Origin of the sequence: Photobacterium malacitanum (assembly GCF_900185615.1) — a bacterium.
In the GTDB taxonomy this organism is placed as follows: domain Bacteria; phylum Pseudomonadota; class Gammaproteobacteria; order Enterobacterales; family Vibrionaceae; genus Photobacterium; species Photobacterium malacitanum.
Map to the genome: position 1 here is coordinate 21,265 of NZ_FYAK01000003.1, position 14,103 is coordinate 35,367.

General features: G+C 39.0%; 11 protein-coding genes. 1 reads left to right on the top strand and 10 read right to left on the bottom strand.

The genetic code is table 11. The features are described from left to right. Positions 1-71: 71 nt before the first annotated feature. Positions 72-1,268 (bottom strand): acetate kinase, encoded by a 1,197-nt coding sequence (locus tag PMAL9190_RS09525; RefSeq protein ID WP_087844990.1) that lies wholly within the window; start codon positions 1,266-1,268, stop codon positions 72-74. 336 nt (positions 1,269-1,604) lie between these two features. On the opposite strand from PMAL9190_RS09525, the gene yfbV reads away from it, so the two are divergent. Continuing rightward, a complete protein-coding gene (gene yfbV, locus PMAL9190_RS09530) occupies positions 1,605-2,054 on the top strand; it encodes a terminus macrodomain insulation protein YfbV (protein WP_087844991.1) in 450 nt (149 codons plus the stop codon). 108 nt (positions 2,055-2,162) lie between these two features. On the opposite strand, the gene PMAL9190_RS09535 is transcribed toward yfbV, so the two are convergent. The 9 genes from PMAL9190_RS09535 to PMAL9190_RS09575 all read right to left on the bottom strand — a co-directional run bounded on the left by PMAL9190_RS09535 (position 2,163) and on the right by PMAL9190_RS09575 (position 14,102). Beyond that, entirely contained in the window at positions 2,163-2,471 is a 309-nt protein-coding gene (locus tag PMAL9190_RS09535; RefSeq protein WP_087844992.1) for a DUF6172 family protein, read from the bottom strand. A gap of 390 nt (positions 2,472-2,861) precedes the next feature. After that, positions 2,862-3,839 carry a ChaN family lipoprotein gene (locus PMAL9190_RS09540; RefSeq protein ID WP_087844993.1) on the bottom strand — a complete coding sequence of 326 codons (978 nt, stop codon included), beginning with the start codon at positions 3,837-3,839 and terminating at the stop codon, positions 2,862-2,864. Positions 3,840-3,946: 107 nt separating this feature from the next. Further along, entirely contained in the window at positions 3,947-4,777 is an 831-nt protein-coding gene (gene rlmA, locus PMAL9190_RS09545; RefSeq protein WP_087844994.1) for a 23S rRNA (guanine(745)-N(1))-methyltransferase, read from the bottom strand. Between the two features lie 121 nt (positions 4,778-4,898). Beyond that, positions 4,899-6,173, bottom strand: coding sequence for a sigma-54-dependent transcriptional regulator (locus PMAL9190_RS09550; RefSeq protein ID WP_087844995.1), 1,275 nt, complete (start codon positions 6,171-6,173; stop codon positions 4,899-4,901). Further along, positions 6,163-8,547: a sensor histidine kinase gene (locus PMAL9190_RS09555; protein WP_087844996.1), complete on the bottom strand. Its 2,385-nt coding sequence runs from the start codon at positions 8,545-8,547 to the stop codon at positions 6,163-6,165. The genes PMAL9190_RS09550 and PMAL9190_RS09555 overlap by 11 nt, the downstream gene beginning before the upstream one ends. A 277-nt stretch (positions 8,548-8,824) precedes the next feature. Next, positions 8,825-9,331, bottom strand: a complete 507-nt coding sequence (locus PMAL9190_RS09560) for a YfbU family protein (RefSeq protein ID WP_065169008.1) — start codon at positions 9,329-9,331, stop codon at positions 8,825-8,827. 311 nt (positions 9,332-9,642) lie between these two features. Continuing rightward, positions 9,643-11,397 carry a formate--tetrahydrofolate ligase gene (locus tag PMAL9190_RS09565; protein WP_087844997.1) on the bottom strand — a complete coding sequence of 585 codons (1,755 nt, stop codon included), beginning with the start codon at positions 11,395-11,397 and terminating at the stop codon, positions 9,643-9,645. 612 nt (positions 11,398-12,009) lie between these two features. Then, the gene (pflA, locus tag PMAL9190_RS09570; RefSeq protein ID WP_087844998.1) at positions 12,010-12,750 is read right to left on the bottom strand and encodes a pyruvate formate lyase 1-activating protein; all 741 of its coding nucleotides are present in this window, start codon (positions 12,748-12,750) and stop codon (positions 12,010-12,012) included. 137 nt (positions 12,751-12,887) lie between these two features. Next, entirely contained in the window at positions 12,888-14,102 is a 1,215-nt protein-coding gene (locus PMAL9190_RS09575; protein ID WP_087844999.1) for an EAL domain-containing response regulator, read from the bottom strand. Between the last annotated feature and the right edge of the window lies 1 nt (position 14,103).

Genomic DNA, 14,103 nt, shown 5'->3' on the forward strand with positions numbered 1-14,103 from the left:
CAGCACCACAGTAAAAGATGGTACTAAAAAAACGGCTGACTAAAAGGTCAGCCGTTTCAATAATCGTAAGATTAGATCTCAGCTAGAAGTGCTGTATCTTCTGCGATTACTAATTCTTCGTTAGTTGAAACAACCATTGCAGGAATACGGCTGTTTGCAGTAGTGATAACACCTTCGCCGCCGAAACGTGCTTTAAGGTTTGCTTCGTTATCTACTTCGATACCGAAGATAGCTAAACGGTTAAGAACCATCTCACGGATTGGTGCAGAGTTTTCACCGATACCACCAGTGAATACGATTGCATCAAGACGGCCTTCCATTGCAGCTGTGTAGCTTGCAACGTACTTAGCTAGACGGTGACAGAATACGTCCATTGCACGTGTAGCTTCTTCTTTAGCGCCGTAGTTTTCTTCAACGAAACGACAATCAGAAGTCACGCCAGTAAGACCTAGTAGGCCAGACTCTTTAGTGAACATAGTGTTGATTTCAGCAACGCTCATACCTAGACGATCGTGTAGGTGGAACATAACAGCTGGGTCAAGGTCACCACAACGTGTACCCATTACTAGACCTTCAAGAGGAGTAAGACCCATAGAGATATCTACAGATTTACCGCCTTTGATTGCACATACAGATGCGCCGTTACCTAGGTGACAGTTGATGATGTTTAGTTCATCAAGAGGCTTGTCTAGTAGTGCAGCTGTTTCACGAGCGATGAAACGGTGAGAAGTACCGTGTGCGCCGTAACGACGGATACCGTTTTCTTTGTATAGACGGTAAGGAATTGCGTATAAGAAAGCTTCTTCAGGCATAGTCTGGTGGAAAGCTGTATCAAATACTGCAACGTTCTTTAGGCCAGCAAAGTTGTGCTTAGCAGCTTCGATACCGATAACGTGTGCAGGGTTGTGTAGTGGTGCGAAATCAGACGCATCTACGATACCTTGAAGAACAACATCGTCGATTAGAGCTGAAGCAGAGAACTGCTCGCCACCGTGTACGATACGGTGACCGATAGCGCCTAGGTTCTCTTTTAGTTCTGGCTTAGAAGCAAGAATAGTATCAACCATGAATGCTAGAGCTTCTTCGTGAGCAGCGCCGTCACCTAGTTGAGCTTCGTGCTTGCCATCAAGTTTCCACTTGATACGAGCTTCAGGAAGACCTAGACATTCTGCTAGACCTGAAAGATGTTCTTCACCTGATACTGGATCAATGATGGCGAACTTAAGAGATGAACTACCGCAGTTTAGAACTAAAACCAGCTTAGACATGAGAGTGACTACCTATAATCTGTCTGAAAGTTGATATTCATGTTTGAATAAAAAAGTACCCCTAGAATAGACGAATTATCATTCATCGTCCTCCTAGAGGAGAAAATCACGCTCTTTCCTGAGAAATAGAATTGAGTTACCTCGAATTCTGGGTCATCCTTGACAGAGCCTAGGTTGCAGTTAAGGTGATTAACAGCAACAATTACATTTAGGCTCGCCTAGAATAACCGATTGTTACGCAATATAACAAAAAGATTTTTAGAAAATTTTAATTTGAATCAAGTTTGTTGTGTGTTTTTTTTAAATGTTATAATTTTTTTTGATGAGTGGTGCATTATGGCTCAACATACAATGTGGAAACACTTTCAGAATGGTCAGCATTACATGACAACATGGCCAATGCGCAAAGAGTTGGCGGCTGTTTTTCCTGAACATCGGTATATTAAGGCTACCCAGTTTGCAACTAAAGTGATGCCGGCTGTTGCAGCGATCAGTATTCTGACTCAAATGGCATTTCATAACTATGATGCAATGCCACAAGCGATTGCGATTGCGTTATTAGCGATATCGATGCCATTACAAGGGTTATGGTGGTTAGGTAAGCGCAGTCAAACGGCATTGCCACCATCGTTAGCGAAATGGTATAGCGACATTCATCAAAAGATTGTCAGCGAAGGCCACGCGATGCAGCCAAAAAAATCGCAACCGCGTTATCAAGAATTAGCCGATGTATTAAATAGAGCATTTAAGCAGTTGGATAGACATGCATTAGATCGTTGGTTTTAAGCGACTTTAATGGTGTTTATAACGATATTATAGGTAATAAAAAAGAGTCGTATTTACGACTCTTTTTTGTTTGGTTGTTATCGCGCATTACATCATGGCTAAGAGCGATTATTCTTCGTCGAAATCAAAATCTGGACGCTGTGCACGTGTTGCAGGCTTTGCCAGAATCTCTAAGTATAATGATGGTAATTCTAGCTTTTCAGCTTCATCAATGTACTTGTTGATTTCTTTTACGTGAATAACTTTTGCTTCTTGCTCGGTATGACCAAACTTGCAATCAAAATCCCAAAAATCAGTACCCGCTGGTAATGTTTTGTTACGCTCACGGCGAAGGTATTTCTTCACATCGTGTTTAACTGATTCTACAACACGAGCAGGTGCTTTTTTGGGATGAGTTAAAGCAAATGTTTTTTTCATTGTTTTCCTAATTAATTTGGCTCAAAGAAAAGAGCTCTGGCTTTATTTTACTGTAAATTGTCGTGGGTAGCGATGGGGTAGGCTGAAATTCGTGCGATAAAAAAAAATTCATCAAATGAGAACTTTTTTGCAACTAATTTTAATGCTGGCGGTCTTATCTATAACTGGATAATAAAATTGTTTGAAAACGTAATAATAATGCCATGCTATAGCCGTATTATAGTACTTATTGCATTATTAGTTGATGACTATTCAGGCAATAAACAGGTTGTTAAGGTATAATTACCGAGTGACCTAGAGATATAGCTGTTATCTCTCTTAGAACCCCAACTGCTTGGCCGCCGATGGGGTTCTCCTCTTTCTGGCATTGGTGATTTTATTATTTTGATGTTATTGGTAACATTTTAAATCACTATTTCTTTGTCCCATGGCTTTCATGGCCGCCATCATTTTATCTTTTTGTACATACCGTTGTGGCAACGGCTGCATCTTTACGGTGAAATCTTGTGCACCAGCACTAAGTGATACTTGATCTGACACTGGAGTGACCATCATCACTTTTAGGGTCGAATTACGCGCTTTAATACGTGATGCGGTACCTAAGCCTTCCATAGTATGAAATCGACCAGCAACATGAATAATTTGTTGGTGAGGGTGTTGGCTTAAATAATCAACCATACTTTCTGCCATGGTGTCATCCCATGTTGTTTGGGCTGCAAATTGACGTTTTGTTTGGGCTTCATCGCCATGGTGCATTGAGGCTATAAACGTTCGCTGATAATCATCAGCCGTTAATGTTAAGCTGCGCGCAGCCCATGATCGTTCATGACCGGGAAGCTTATTAAGGTATTCAGCCCCTTGACGTCCAACACAACGCACAATCGATTTGGGTGCATTTGCTGCAATCACATTTAATTTATTCTGCTTTGCAAATTCGACTAATGGTCGATAATCACTGTCATAATTTGGCCATGCATTGGCTTCTTTTACTAAGGTTTTTTCGCCAATCTTTCCCGCTAAATAGTCATTAATAATGGCTTGTTTATCACGAGTAAATTGTTCCATAGATAAGGTTAAATGTGGATTTTGCTGGTAAAGCGCCGCCATTAATTGAGCTTGTAAAAGGTGGGCAGCAGGGTGGCTATGCCATTCACCGACTAAAATAATGTCAGCAGTTGATAATGCTTGTGCTAATTGGGTTATAGAGAGAGGTTCGCCTTGAGGGCTAGCGATGGTGTAATCATACAAGGTTGCTGCGCTGCGAGTGGTTGTTTGTGTGCTAGAGGCGGGTGAAGTCGTAGTTGCTGGTGGTGAAGATGCACAGCCAACCAATAAGCTTGCAACACCTAAATACATCAATGATTTCATTATTATTATACCGACAAGAAAACGAGAAATAATAAATCTATCGAGATTGATTATCAATAGCAACTGATAATCAATCTCGTTTGTGTATTTAAAGGCGGTAACAGACGTTACTGACGGCGATAAACACGAATTGCAAAATCAGCTTCGCAGCTAAAATTTTGCGCTTGTGTGAGTTGTTGCCATACCTGATCAGAGGTTTTCCATGCAAACGGCGTCATTTGCATTAATGCTGTTGCTTCTTCACCACTTAAGGTCATGTCATAGTGAAGCTGCTGATCTGCAACTAACTCAAAACCTTCAATATTTTCTACTGGTACATCATGTAAGTTTACACCGTTATAAATCAATTCTTTAAGTTGATATAAATGACGCGGCGCAGGTGTTACCGCAACCAAAATTCCACCTGGTTTTATTGCTCGGTTTAATTCTTCACCTTTACATGGTGCATAAATACGTACCACACCATCAAAAAAGTGGTCGGCAAAAGGTAAGCGATGACTTGATGCGACACAGAAATCACAATCATGGTAGCGTTTAGCGGCATATTTAACCGCAACTTTGGAAATATCGAGCCCATGAATACTGATATTTGGAAATTGTTGGCGCAGTTGTACAAATTCAGAGGTGTAATAGCCTTCACCACAACCAATATCAAGCAGTTCTGTGGCTGTAGCTGGTAACTGTTGACGTAATTGCGCCATAACAGCATCACGTAATGGTTGATAATGATCAGTATTAAGAAATAAGCGTCGCGCTTGCATCATTTCTTTATTATCACCAGGATTTTTCGAACTCTTATGATGTACAGGCATCAGGTTTACATAGCCTTCTTTGGCCTGATCAAACTGATGATTATTACTACAGCGGTATGATGTTGATGATGTGCTGTGAGCATCAATAGTAAGTGGCAGGTGACATAAAGGGCATTGATAAGACATGTAATAGACCAAAGCTGAAAAACAGCCGTAGAGTGTAATGGTTATTAGCGATTGCCGCTAACAGATTTTGAGTATAAAAAAACAAGCCCTCATCACTGAAGGCTTGTTATGTCATACATGATTAATTCGTCGTGCGTACTTTATATTCCGCTTTATCGAGTCCGTGCTTTTTCATTCTTAAATACAACTTCTTGCGTGGTATTTGTAAGTATGATGACACTTCATTAATACGCCCAGAAAACAGGTATAACGCATCCTCAATCACTTGTTTTTCATAGCCATCAACCAAATCATCCAACGGACTGCTCATTTGATCTAACGGTTTAGAACGCTCTTGTCCTGCGAGTTTAACGATACCAATGGCATATAACTCGGCGACATTTTTAAGCTCTAACACGTTTCCTGGCCATTCATAGCGATTTAAAATAGCTAAATAAGCTTTATCTATTGCAGGAATTGTTTTATTGAGTTTCTTACAACTTTGCTTAATGTAGTGTTTAAATATCAAAGTGATATCACTACTACGTTGACGCAATGTAGGTAAGTTAAAGCGTACTTGGCTTAAAAAGTAGAACAGTTCTGGTAAAAATTGCTCAGTTTCAACCGACTCGGTTGGATCGCCATCAAAGAGTGCAATCACACGAACTTCTTTTTTACCTTGGCGTTCTTGTTCTAGTAAAAAACGGCACAACCATTGCTGAGTTTCAATCGGCATATGGTGAGGATTACATAAGCATAAACAACCACTACGCGCAGAAATCATACTACGCTGTAAATCAGGTGTGCGAGTAATATTAGCCGCATTTACCTCAACAAAAGGCCCATTACTTAATTGGCTATTTTGGTGAAGTAATTTTGCAACAGTATGACGACCTGTACCACTTTCACCTTCAATCAACACATCTTTAGTTGTTAAGGCGATGGTTTTTAATTGCTCACGAACTTTAATGATTAATGGGCTTTCTCCCAATAATACTTCGGCAGTGGTGGTGTGTAAGGTGTTTCGCTGCTCTATAATTTGGCGACGCTGAGGTAAATACTTCTCGAGCAGTGTAATCAACTCTTTTGGTTGCAAGGGTTTTTGCAAAAAGTCGACCGCACCTTTTTTAAGTGCACCAACAGCCATCGGAATATCACCATGTCCAGTAATAATAATGACAGGTAATTCATGATCAAATTGCTGGATTTGAGCTAACAACTCCATACCATCTAAACCTGGCATGTACATATCAGACACAATAACACCAGACCAATTGCGTTTTAGCATTCCCAATACTAACGTCGAATCAGTCACGGTTTGTGCTTTAAATCCAGCTATTTCAAGTAGTTCTTGATAGGCCTCGACAACATCATGATCGTCATCAACAATCAGTACTTCAATATCATCACTTATCATATTTATTTAACTCCAGTACGACCATTGCTCCACCTGATAAGCTAGAAGCAAGGAAGATTTCACCCTTTAGTCGCGTCATAATTGAACCACAAATACTTAACCCAAGGCCTAACCCAACATCCTTAGTGGTGGTAAAGGGAATGAATAACTTCTTAATAATAGCGGCATCAAAACCATCGCCACTGTCATAGACAGCTAATCGAATTTTATTCGCAGGGCTATCTAATAGAATAATATGTATCTCACGTTGTTCACAATGCGCCACTGCATCACAGCTATTGACTAATAAATTAACCAACACTTGTTCTAATTGAACTTGATCGGCCAGTGCAAACAGCGGCTGTTCAATCGTATTTACCATTGTTGTTTGTTGTAGTTTGGCGCGGCTTTCAACCAATGTTAATGCTTGTTTGATTGAATCTTGAACGTCAACGTCACTCAATGGCTTGGTAGCAGATTGTTTTTTAGCAAAATTTCTAAAATTAATGATCAGTTTACTCATTCGAGTAACGAGATCGTCTATTTTTGTCAGATTTTGAGGTAGATTTTCGTATTTTTCGTGATCAAGTGCAAGTTTGGCACTGAAGATCCGCGTCGAAATCGCTGATAAAGGTTGATTAAGTTCATGCGCAAGCGATGTCATAGTTTGACCGACAACAGCCATTTTAGCCGCTTGAATTAATTCGTCTTGGGTTTCGAGTAAATCACCTTCAATCCGTTTACGATCTTCTATTTCATCTCGTAGTTGCTGGTTGGTGATGGTCAGTGATTGCGTTTTTTCAGCAACAGTATTTTCTAACCAGCGAGCGGTCGTTTCTTGTTCAGTAATATCCGTCATTGTTATAATAACTTTGTCATCATTACCTTGGGTGAAAATACGAAAATCTAACCGTAAATATAAACTATGATTGTGTTTAGTAACTAATTTTACTGTCATATTATAGGCACCATTAACCATTAACGGGCCTGTAGGTGTAAATAAATGCTGTAATGCTGCTATGACTGAGTGGTTAAATAAATCCCAAACTTGATGTCTCTTGGTCAAGTTACAGAAGTTTAATTGTTTTAACGCCTGTGGGTTAACAGATTCGACTATTCCGCTAAGATCGCAGGTAATAATACTGGCTTGAGTATTATTGATCAGATTAAGTGCATTAGAATTTTGAATTTCTTGCATTTGTTGGCAAAAGTAGCGCAAATTATCACCTAAAATACCAATCTCATCCACGCCAGTTGTTTGTATATGCGCATTAAGATCACCACTGGCAATAGCTTGTAAATCTTGACCAAGTAAGTTTAAGCGTTTAACCACACCACGCCCAACCAAATAAATCGATAAAATAATACTAAGGATAATAGTAATAAATACCACCCCAAATAGGACTAAATTACTGATCCAAATAGAATGACGTGTTTCACCATTGAGTTTTGATAGCGCATTATCAGCATGATTCACTAAGGTTTGAATGATATTTTCTTGTTGAGTTAATTTACTCTGAATATCACGTTGCGCCTGAGTAATTTTTATATTGTTTATATTATCTTGGGTTAATAATTTTTGCAGCTTACCATTAGGTAATACTAATTGAGTAAATTCTTGTTGTAATTGGCGGTACGCAATTGTTGCTGGATAATTATTTAATTGCTTACTGATTTTATTGAGTTTTACTATTTTTTTACCAATCGCATCAAATGCAGCATTAATGTCGTTATGTTGACGATGTAGAATAATATCCTCAATAAGTTGATGTAATTCATTTTCATTAACAGTTATTGCTTGAATAACTGCAAATTCAGTCATAACATTTTTTATATTGTTATCATGAATAAGTGGCGATTGCTGAGGGTTATTTAACAATCGCATCATTTGCCATTCAATTTCTAGGCGTAACGGTTGTAACTCATCAATGAGGTCTTGATGTAGCCACTTAATGGTATTTTCGGTTTGTTTCAGTGCAAATTGCTGAGTGTTTCTTTGCTGCAATAAGGCAATATAACTATCAATATTGGCAACTAATTGCTGCTGGCCCGATTTTATTTTTGGGTAGTAATATAAACTGGAAATCTTATCTATTGATTGATTAATATTTTTCAAAACAGAAGCGATATTTTTCTTGATAGCTTTGTGCTTGAGTGGATTAGTATTTATATCTAATGCAATAAGTGCTGCTTGTAATTCAGCAGTGCTGCGCTCTAAACGATAACTTGAACGTAGGGTGGGCATATTTTCATTAGCAATCGTTTCTATTTGTTGGCTAAGCTTTTGCCATGTTAGGGCTGCAATAACACTGACACTGATGGTTAGAAATGCCATTAATATAATGGCTAAAGTCAGACGATTACCGATGGTATTATTTTTTACGCAACGAATCATTGTTATTTTATATTCCATTGATAATGGCATATTGCTAATAAAAACGGATCTTATCGATCAACAATTAACAGCAAAGAGATAAAATGATTATACGTAGTGATTGCAATGATCACTAATTGTTTTTATAACAAAGTCAATACAGTTATTAATATGAAATAAGATTGTTATTCTAAGGCGATGCAAGAGTTACAAATTGGTTTTATTTTACAAGGTGAGAATATATATCAATCAATAAAACCGAGCATATTGACTCGGTTTTATTGTGCGAATAATTAATTTAAGCAGTAATTATCTGTTGGATTTCGCTGCATGATAAATGGTAGTGACGAGGGCATGCTCGCCAAATTTTTAGCATACGTAGATATTTTTCAAGCATTGGTACGTGGCTATTAAATTGGTGTTCATTTTTAGGGAACTGTGGGTATAAGCCTTCATCATTAGTTAAGAAACGGACGTAGTTGACTAATTTAGCTTCGGTAATGACATCAAATCCCAAAAATTGTAGTCGACGTTGGTCAATATCTTTTGCACCATCACAGCGGCAATCTTCTAAATTAAATGATTCTTGTAACGCGTGGTACATTTCCATGATTTCAAGAACTTGTTTACATTCATCTTCTGACACTTCGCCAAAATCTTTATCAAGTTCGCGCATTTGTAAACAATAACCACGTTCAACAATCATTTGTAAGCGACGGTATTTATCGGCATTTTCTGGTGTCAGTTTTGCCATAATGTAGTATTGGTTTGATAGAATTAGACGTTGAGCGTTAGTCATATCCATAGCAGTAAGCCTCAAATTTTTTATAGATTACCCTCACTCAGTTGTTATTAGTCACTGCAGTGAGCGCAAGAAATATTTATTATGAGCGTGAGATTAGCAGGTTAGGTGTAAAATAAAATGATCTGACACCACGAATTGCGGTATTTTTTGTTAGTGAATGTTATTCATCTGATATAAAAGTAAATTTTTTATCTGTTTGATTTTCATTGAAAACCATTTTTTTTATATGGTTATTTTTTATGAAGGCTGAGGATAAAACAGTATTGGTAGTAAATACAACCTACCAATACTGAAGTGGTTTATGGGGATAATTAACTTAGGCCAACGATATTGCCATCAGCATCGAGATCAAGGCTCATAAAGGCTGGTTTTTCAGGTAAACCAGGCATGGTCATCACATTACCGCACAAGGCATAGATAAAGCCGGCACCAGCACACAGTTTGAGCTCTCTAACCGGAACAGTGAAATCAGTCGGTGCCCCCTTGATATGCGGCTCAGTGGTAATCGATAACGGTGTTTTTGCCATACAAACCGCGAGATCATTAAAGCCTTGTGCCTTTAATTGCGCTAATTGTTGGGTTGCTAAAGGGGACAGTTCAATATTTTTAGCACCATAGCCAACTTCTGCCACCGCCATTAATTTCTCTTCAATCGTTTGATCTAACGTGTAAAGTGGTTTGAAATTCGCTGGAGTTTGACAAGCATTAACTACCGCATGAGCCAGTTCAATCGCACCTTCACCACCTTTTGCAAATGCTTCACTTAGGGCTACATCCACATGGACATTAAAGCTTGAGTTTAAAATTAGTTGTTTTAACTGCTCAAGCTCTTGATCGGTATCTTGTGGAAAGCGGTTAATCGCTACCACTACCGGTACACCATATTTAGCTGCGTTATTGATATGCCAACGTAAGTTTTCAAACCCAGCGAGCAGTGCGTTAGCGTCGGGTTCAAAAATGCTGTCAGGTAAAGATTGACCTGGGCGTAAATCATACAGTCCTGAGTTTGCTTTTAGGCCACGTAAGGTTGCCACAACAACGGCACAATCAGGCCCTCTTTGTGCTTGTTGGGCTTTGATATTGCAAGCTTTCTCAAATCCCATATCGGAACCGAAACCGCCTTCAGTTACGGTAAAGTCACTTAATTTAAGTGCGATTTTATCGGCAATGATCGAAGAATTACCATGAGCAATATTGGCAAATGGCCCTGAATGGATAAGGGTTGGTACACCTTCTAAGGTTTGCATTAAGGTGGGTTCAATTGCTTCGCACATAGTGACGGCCATCGCCCCTGCAACCTGAAGATCTTCAGTGGTCACTGGCTCTCCGTCGAGATTATAAGCAACGACAATTTTACCTATCCGTTGGCGCATGTCGGCTAAATCAGTCGCTAGGGCTAAAATAGCCATTAATTCAGAAGCCGCTGAAATATCAAACCCATCTTGACGCTCAAGGCCATTAATGGTTTTACCCGCTTCATTTTGACCAATAGTGATCATTCGCAACGCGCGATCATTATGGTCCATCACCCGCTTCCAGCTAATATTATTAATATCAATCCGTAGAGCTGGTAAACCTGTATGAGCCGCAAAAGTCTCATAACCTAAGCGATGTTCGTGGTAAAGACGAGCATCTAATGCTGCTGCGGCAAGGTTATGGGCTGCAGTAACAGCATGAATATCACCGGTTAGGTGCAAATTAAGCTTTTCCATTGGTGCAACTTGGCTATAACCACCGCCGGCTGCGCCACCTTTAACGCCAAAAACAGGCCCCATTGAAGGTTGGCGAATACAAGCAAAGACCGACTGATTAATTTTAGCTAACCCTTGTGCTAAGCCAATGGTTGTCACTGTTTTACCTTCACCTAATGGGGTCGGTGTAATGGCCGTTACGAGTACCAGTTTACCTTCAGGTTTATTTGCCAAGCGCTTTAATATCGCAGGTTTAACTTTAGCTTTTAAACTGCCTTGAGGCGTAAGATCTTGTGCTTCAATGCCGGCATTTAAGGCGATACGATCAATAGGAGTGAGTAACGTTGCACGGCAAATTTCGATGTCGCTTTTCATATAGGCTTATTTCCTCACAGTAGAAACGATATGCTGGTTGCGTGAGTGCTCTATGAGTGGCTATAGATGCTAAATTTTATTGCTTTATCAGCCACGCAAACGTTTGCACTGCGTTTATATCACAATTTTATCATGGATAAACCTTATTTTATCGATATAAATATTAATGACTATGTTTAGTAATGAAGTGATGTGATGTGTTCTAGCAAATTTACGCAACTAGCTAATAATGAAAACTCTACTTCCATTATTGCCAGTGGGTTTTTTAGTCAACAACCTTTAAAGTTGAGGATAATTTGATTTATATCAAAAATAATTAAAACGATTTTAAAGGAAGCGATCAATGAAAGAGCCAGTGACTAAAATTCAATATACAGCACCAATCGCGCTTGGCATTATGCTATTTTTTATTTCATTTCTAACATTTGTCTTGCCATTATCTAAATAATGCAGGTTATTGCTTGTTATCTGACGGATAGTTAGAAGAAAAGAGCGATATATTTATACAATCAGTATGAGTGTATCGTTGTTTTTGTTTGTTATTTTCGATGCAAATAAAAAGCGAGCACTTAGGCTCGCTTTTTATATCACTGTAGTGATATACCTGTAGGGTTAGTACATCACTTTTTTACCATAGCTAGAAAGGATCTCTTTGATCGTTTCCATGGTTTCTTTTTTCGGTGGCTGAACCCCTTTTAGCGGGTATTCATAGCCAAGTGCTTGCCACTTGTGTTCGCCAAGCTGATGGTAGGGCAGCAGCTCAATTTTTTCGATATTGTCCATATCTTTAATAAATTCGCCAAGCAAATGTGCTGAGCGTTCATCATCAGTATAACCAGGAACAACAACGTAGCGAATCCATGTTTTTTGGCCGCGTTGATGTAGGTAACGTGCAAAATCAAGTACACGTTTATTGGCTACGCCAACCAGATCTTGGTGAATAGTGTCATCCATTTGTTTAAGATCAAGCATAACCAAGTCAGTGGCATCTAGCACTTCATCAACAACATCAGTATGTTTACGAATATAGCCATTGGTATCAAGACAAGTATGAATACCATCAGCTTGTGCAGCACGGAAAAAATCACGGACAAATTCGGGTTGTAGCATAGCTTCACCACCAGAGGCGGTAACACCACCACCAGAAGCGTTCATGAAGTGACGGTAAGAACGCGCTTCATGCATTAATTCTTCGACGGTAGCTTCACGACCGTCATGGGTATCCCATGTATCACGGTTGTGACAGTATTTGCAGCGCATTAAGCAACCTTGCAGGAATACAATAAACCGAATTCCTGGCCCATCGACGGTTCCGCAAGATTCGAAAGAGTGAATACGACCTGTTACTGACATTGTTTTATTTCTCCGCATACTGCGTTTTATTTATATGTTATTTTATTACAAAATGATGTCTGAATATAGCGAAAACTCTGGGTTGTTAATTAACTAGACCGTGTTGTTATGGTTAACATTGATTGCCGTTTTATTTGCTAGGTTATCTCTTTAGAAACTGAATCATTAACCAGTTGTTGGCTTCGTTGCTGCCATTGCGTATGCCAAATTGGAATTTGACTAACAGGCAGCGGTGGAGAAATAAAGTACCCTTGGGCTAATTCACAGTCCATTTTTTGTAATTTCAGCCACAAGGTAATATCTTCCACACCTTCTGCAATGGCGGTTAAATTAAGACGTTGTGCTAATAAGAGGCAGGTCTCAATAATCACTTTTGCTGTGTAATTGGTTGGCATTGCTTGGATGAAACTGATGTCTAACTTTAATGATTTAAACGGCAAAATATCAAGTTGTTTAAGTGATGAATAGCCAGTACCAAAGTCATCAATAGAAAGATTAAAACCATGCATACCGAGTCGTGCTGCCGCTTCTAGTGCTTGTCCTGCCGATTCAAAAATATCTGATTCTGTTAACTCAAAATACAACCAATGATGCAGTTGTGGATGCTGGTAGTGCAGGCTTAATACCGTATTAATAAAACTACGTTCAACTAATGTATTGGCTGATATATTGACCGCGACTTTGCGGCCTCCCAAAATTGTTTGATGACCAATAATATGATTAATAATCAGTAATGCTAGTTGAGTATCTTTACCTAGCGTGGCTAAAAGCTTAATAAATTTGATAGCAGGAACAATGCCATGATCTGGATGAATAAAGCGAATTAAGGCCTCACTTGCTACCCATTCTCCAGTTTTCAGATTGACAATCGGTTGATAATAAGGTGTTAGGTAACCTGCTTGTAAAGCATCAATAATGTCTTGTTCTTTAATATCTTGCAGTAGCGGAAGCGATGAATTTGCTGGTTTTAAATCATTGGTCGCCAGCGTAAGTAATTGCTTGAGTTGATCAAGGTGAGTTGGTTTAACGAGTGTCCCTAATAGATTAAGACCGTAGTTTTTACACATTTTATTGACGCTATTTAGCACCTCTGCACCTAGCGCACTGGTGATAATAATCTGACCGCTAAATTGCTGTTCTGCGAGGTGACCAAGAAAACTAATACCGTCCATTTGCGGCATATTGAGATCGCATAACAATAATTGAGGTTGATAATTTTGCATGATTGCTAACGCATCGATACCATTAGCTGCACAATGTATTTGGTCATAATTAGGATCGATCAGATGAGCTAATTGGGTTGCAAGAACCTGACGTTGAAAGTCATGATCTTCAATCAATAATATATTCATA

What these genes read in the sequence shown, in the direction of transcription:
- PMAL9190_RS09525 (WP_087844990.1), bottom strand. Translation starts at nt 1,268, where the DNA reads ATGTCTAAGCTGGTTTTAGTTCTAAACTGCGGTAGTTCATCTCTTAAG.
- yfbV (WP_087844991.1), top strand. Translation starts at nt 1,605, where the DNA reads ATGGCTCAACATACAATGTGGAAACACTTTCAGAATGGTCAGCATTAC.
- PMAL9190_RS09535 (WP_087844992.1), bottom strand. Translation starts at nt 2,471, where the DNA reads ATGAAAAAAACATTTGCTTTAACTCATCCCAAAAAAGCACCTGCTCGT.
- PMAL9190_RS09540 (WP_087844993.1), bottom strand. Translation starts at nt 3,839, where the DNA reads ATGAAATCATTGATGTATTTAGGTGTTGCAAGCTTATTGGTTGGCTGT.
- rlmA (WP_087844994.1), bottom strand. Translation starts at nt 4,777, where the DNA reads ATGTCTTATCAATGCCCTTTATGTCACCTGCCACTTACTATTGATGCT.
- PMAL9190_RS09550 (WP_087844995.1), bottom strand. Translation starts at nt 6,173, where the DNA reads ATGATAAGTGATGATATTGAAGTACTGATTGTTGATGACGATCATGAT.
- PMAL9190_RS09555 (WP_087844996.1), bottom strand. Translation starts at nt 8,547, where the DNA reads ATGATTCGTTGCGTAAAAAATAATACCATCGGTAATCGTCTGACTTTA.
- PMAL9190_RS09560 (WP_065169008.1), bottom strand. Translation starts at nt 9,331, where the DNA reads ATGGATATGACTAACGCTCAACGTCTAATTCTATCAAACCAATACTAC.
- PMAL9190_RS09565 (WP_087844997.1), bottom strand. Translation starts at nt 11,397, where the DNA reads ATGAAAAGCGACATCGAAATTTGCCGTGCAACGTTACTCACTCCTATT.
- pflA (WP_087844998.1), bottom strand. Translation starts at nt 12,750, where the DNA reads ATGTCAGTAACAGGTCGTATTCACTCTTTCGAATCTTGCGGAACCGTC.
- PMAL9190_RS09575 (WP_087844999.1), bottom strand. Translation starts at nt 14,102, where the DNA reads ATGAATATATTATTGATTGAAGATCATGACTTTCAACGTCAGGTTCTT.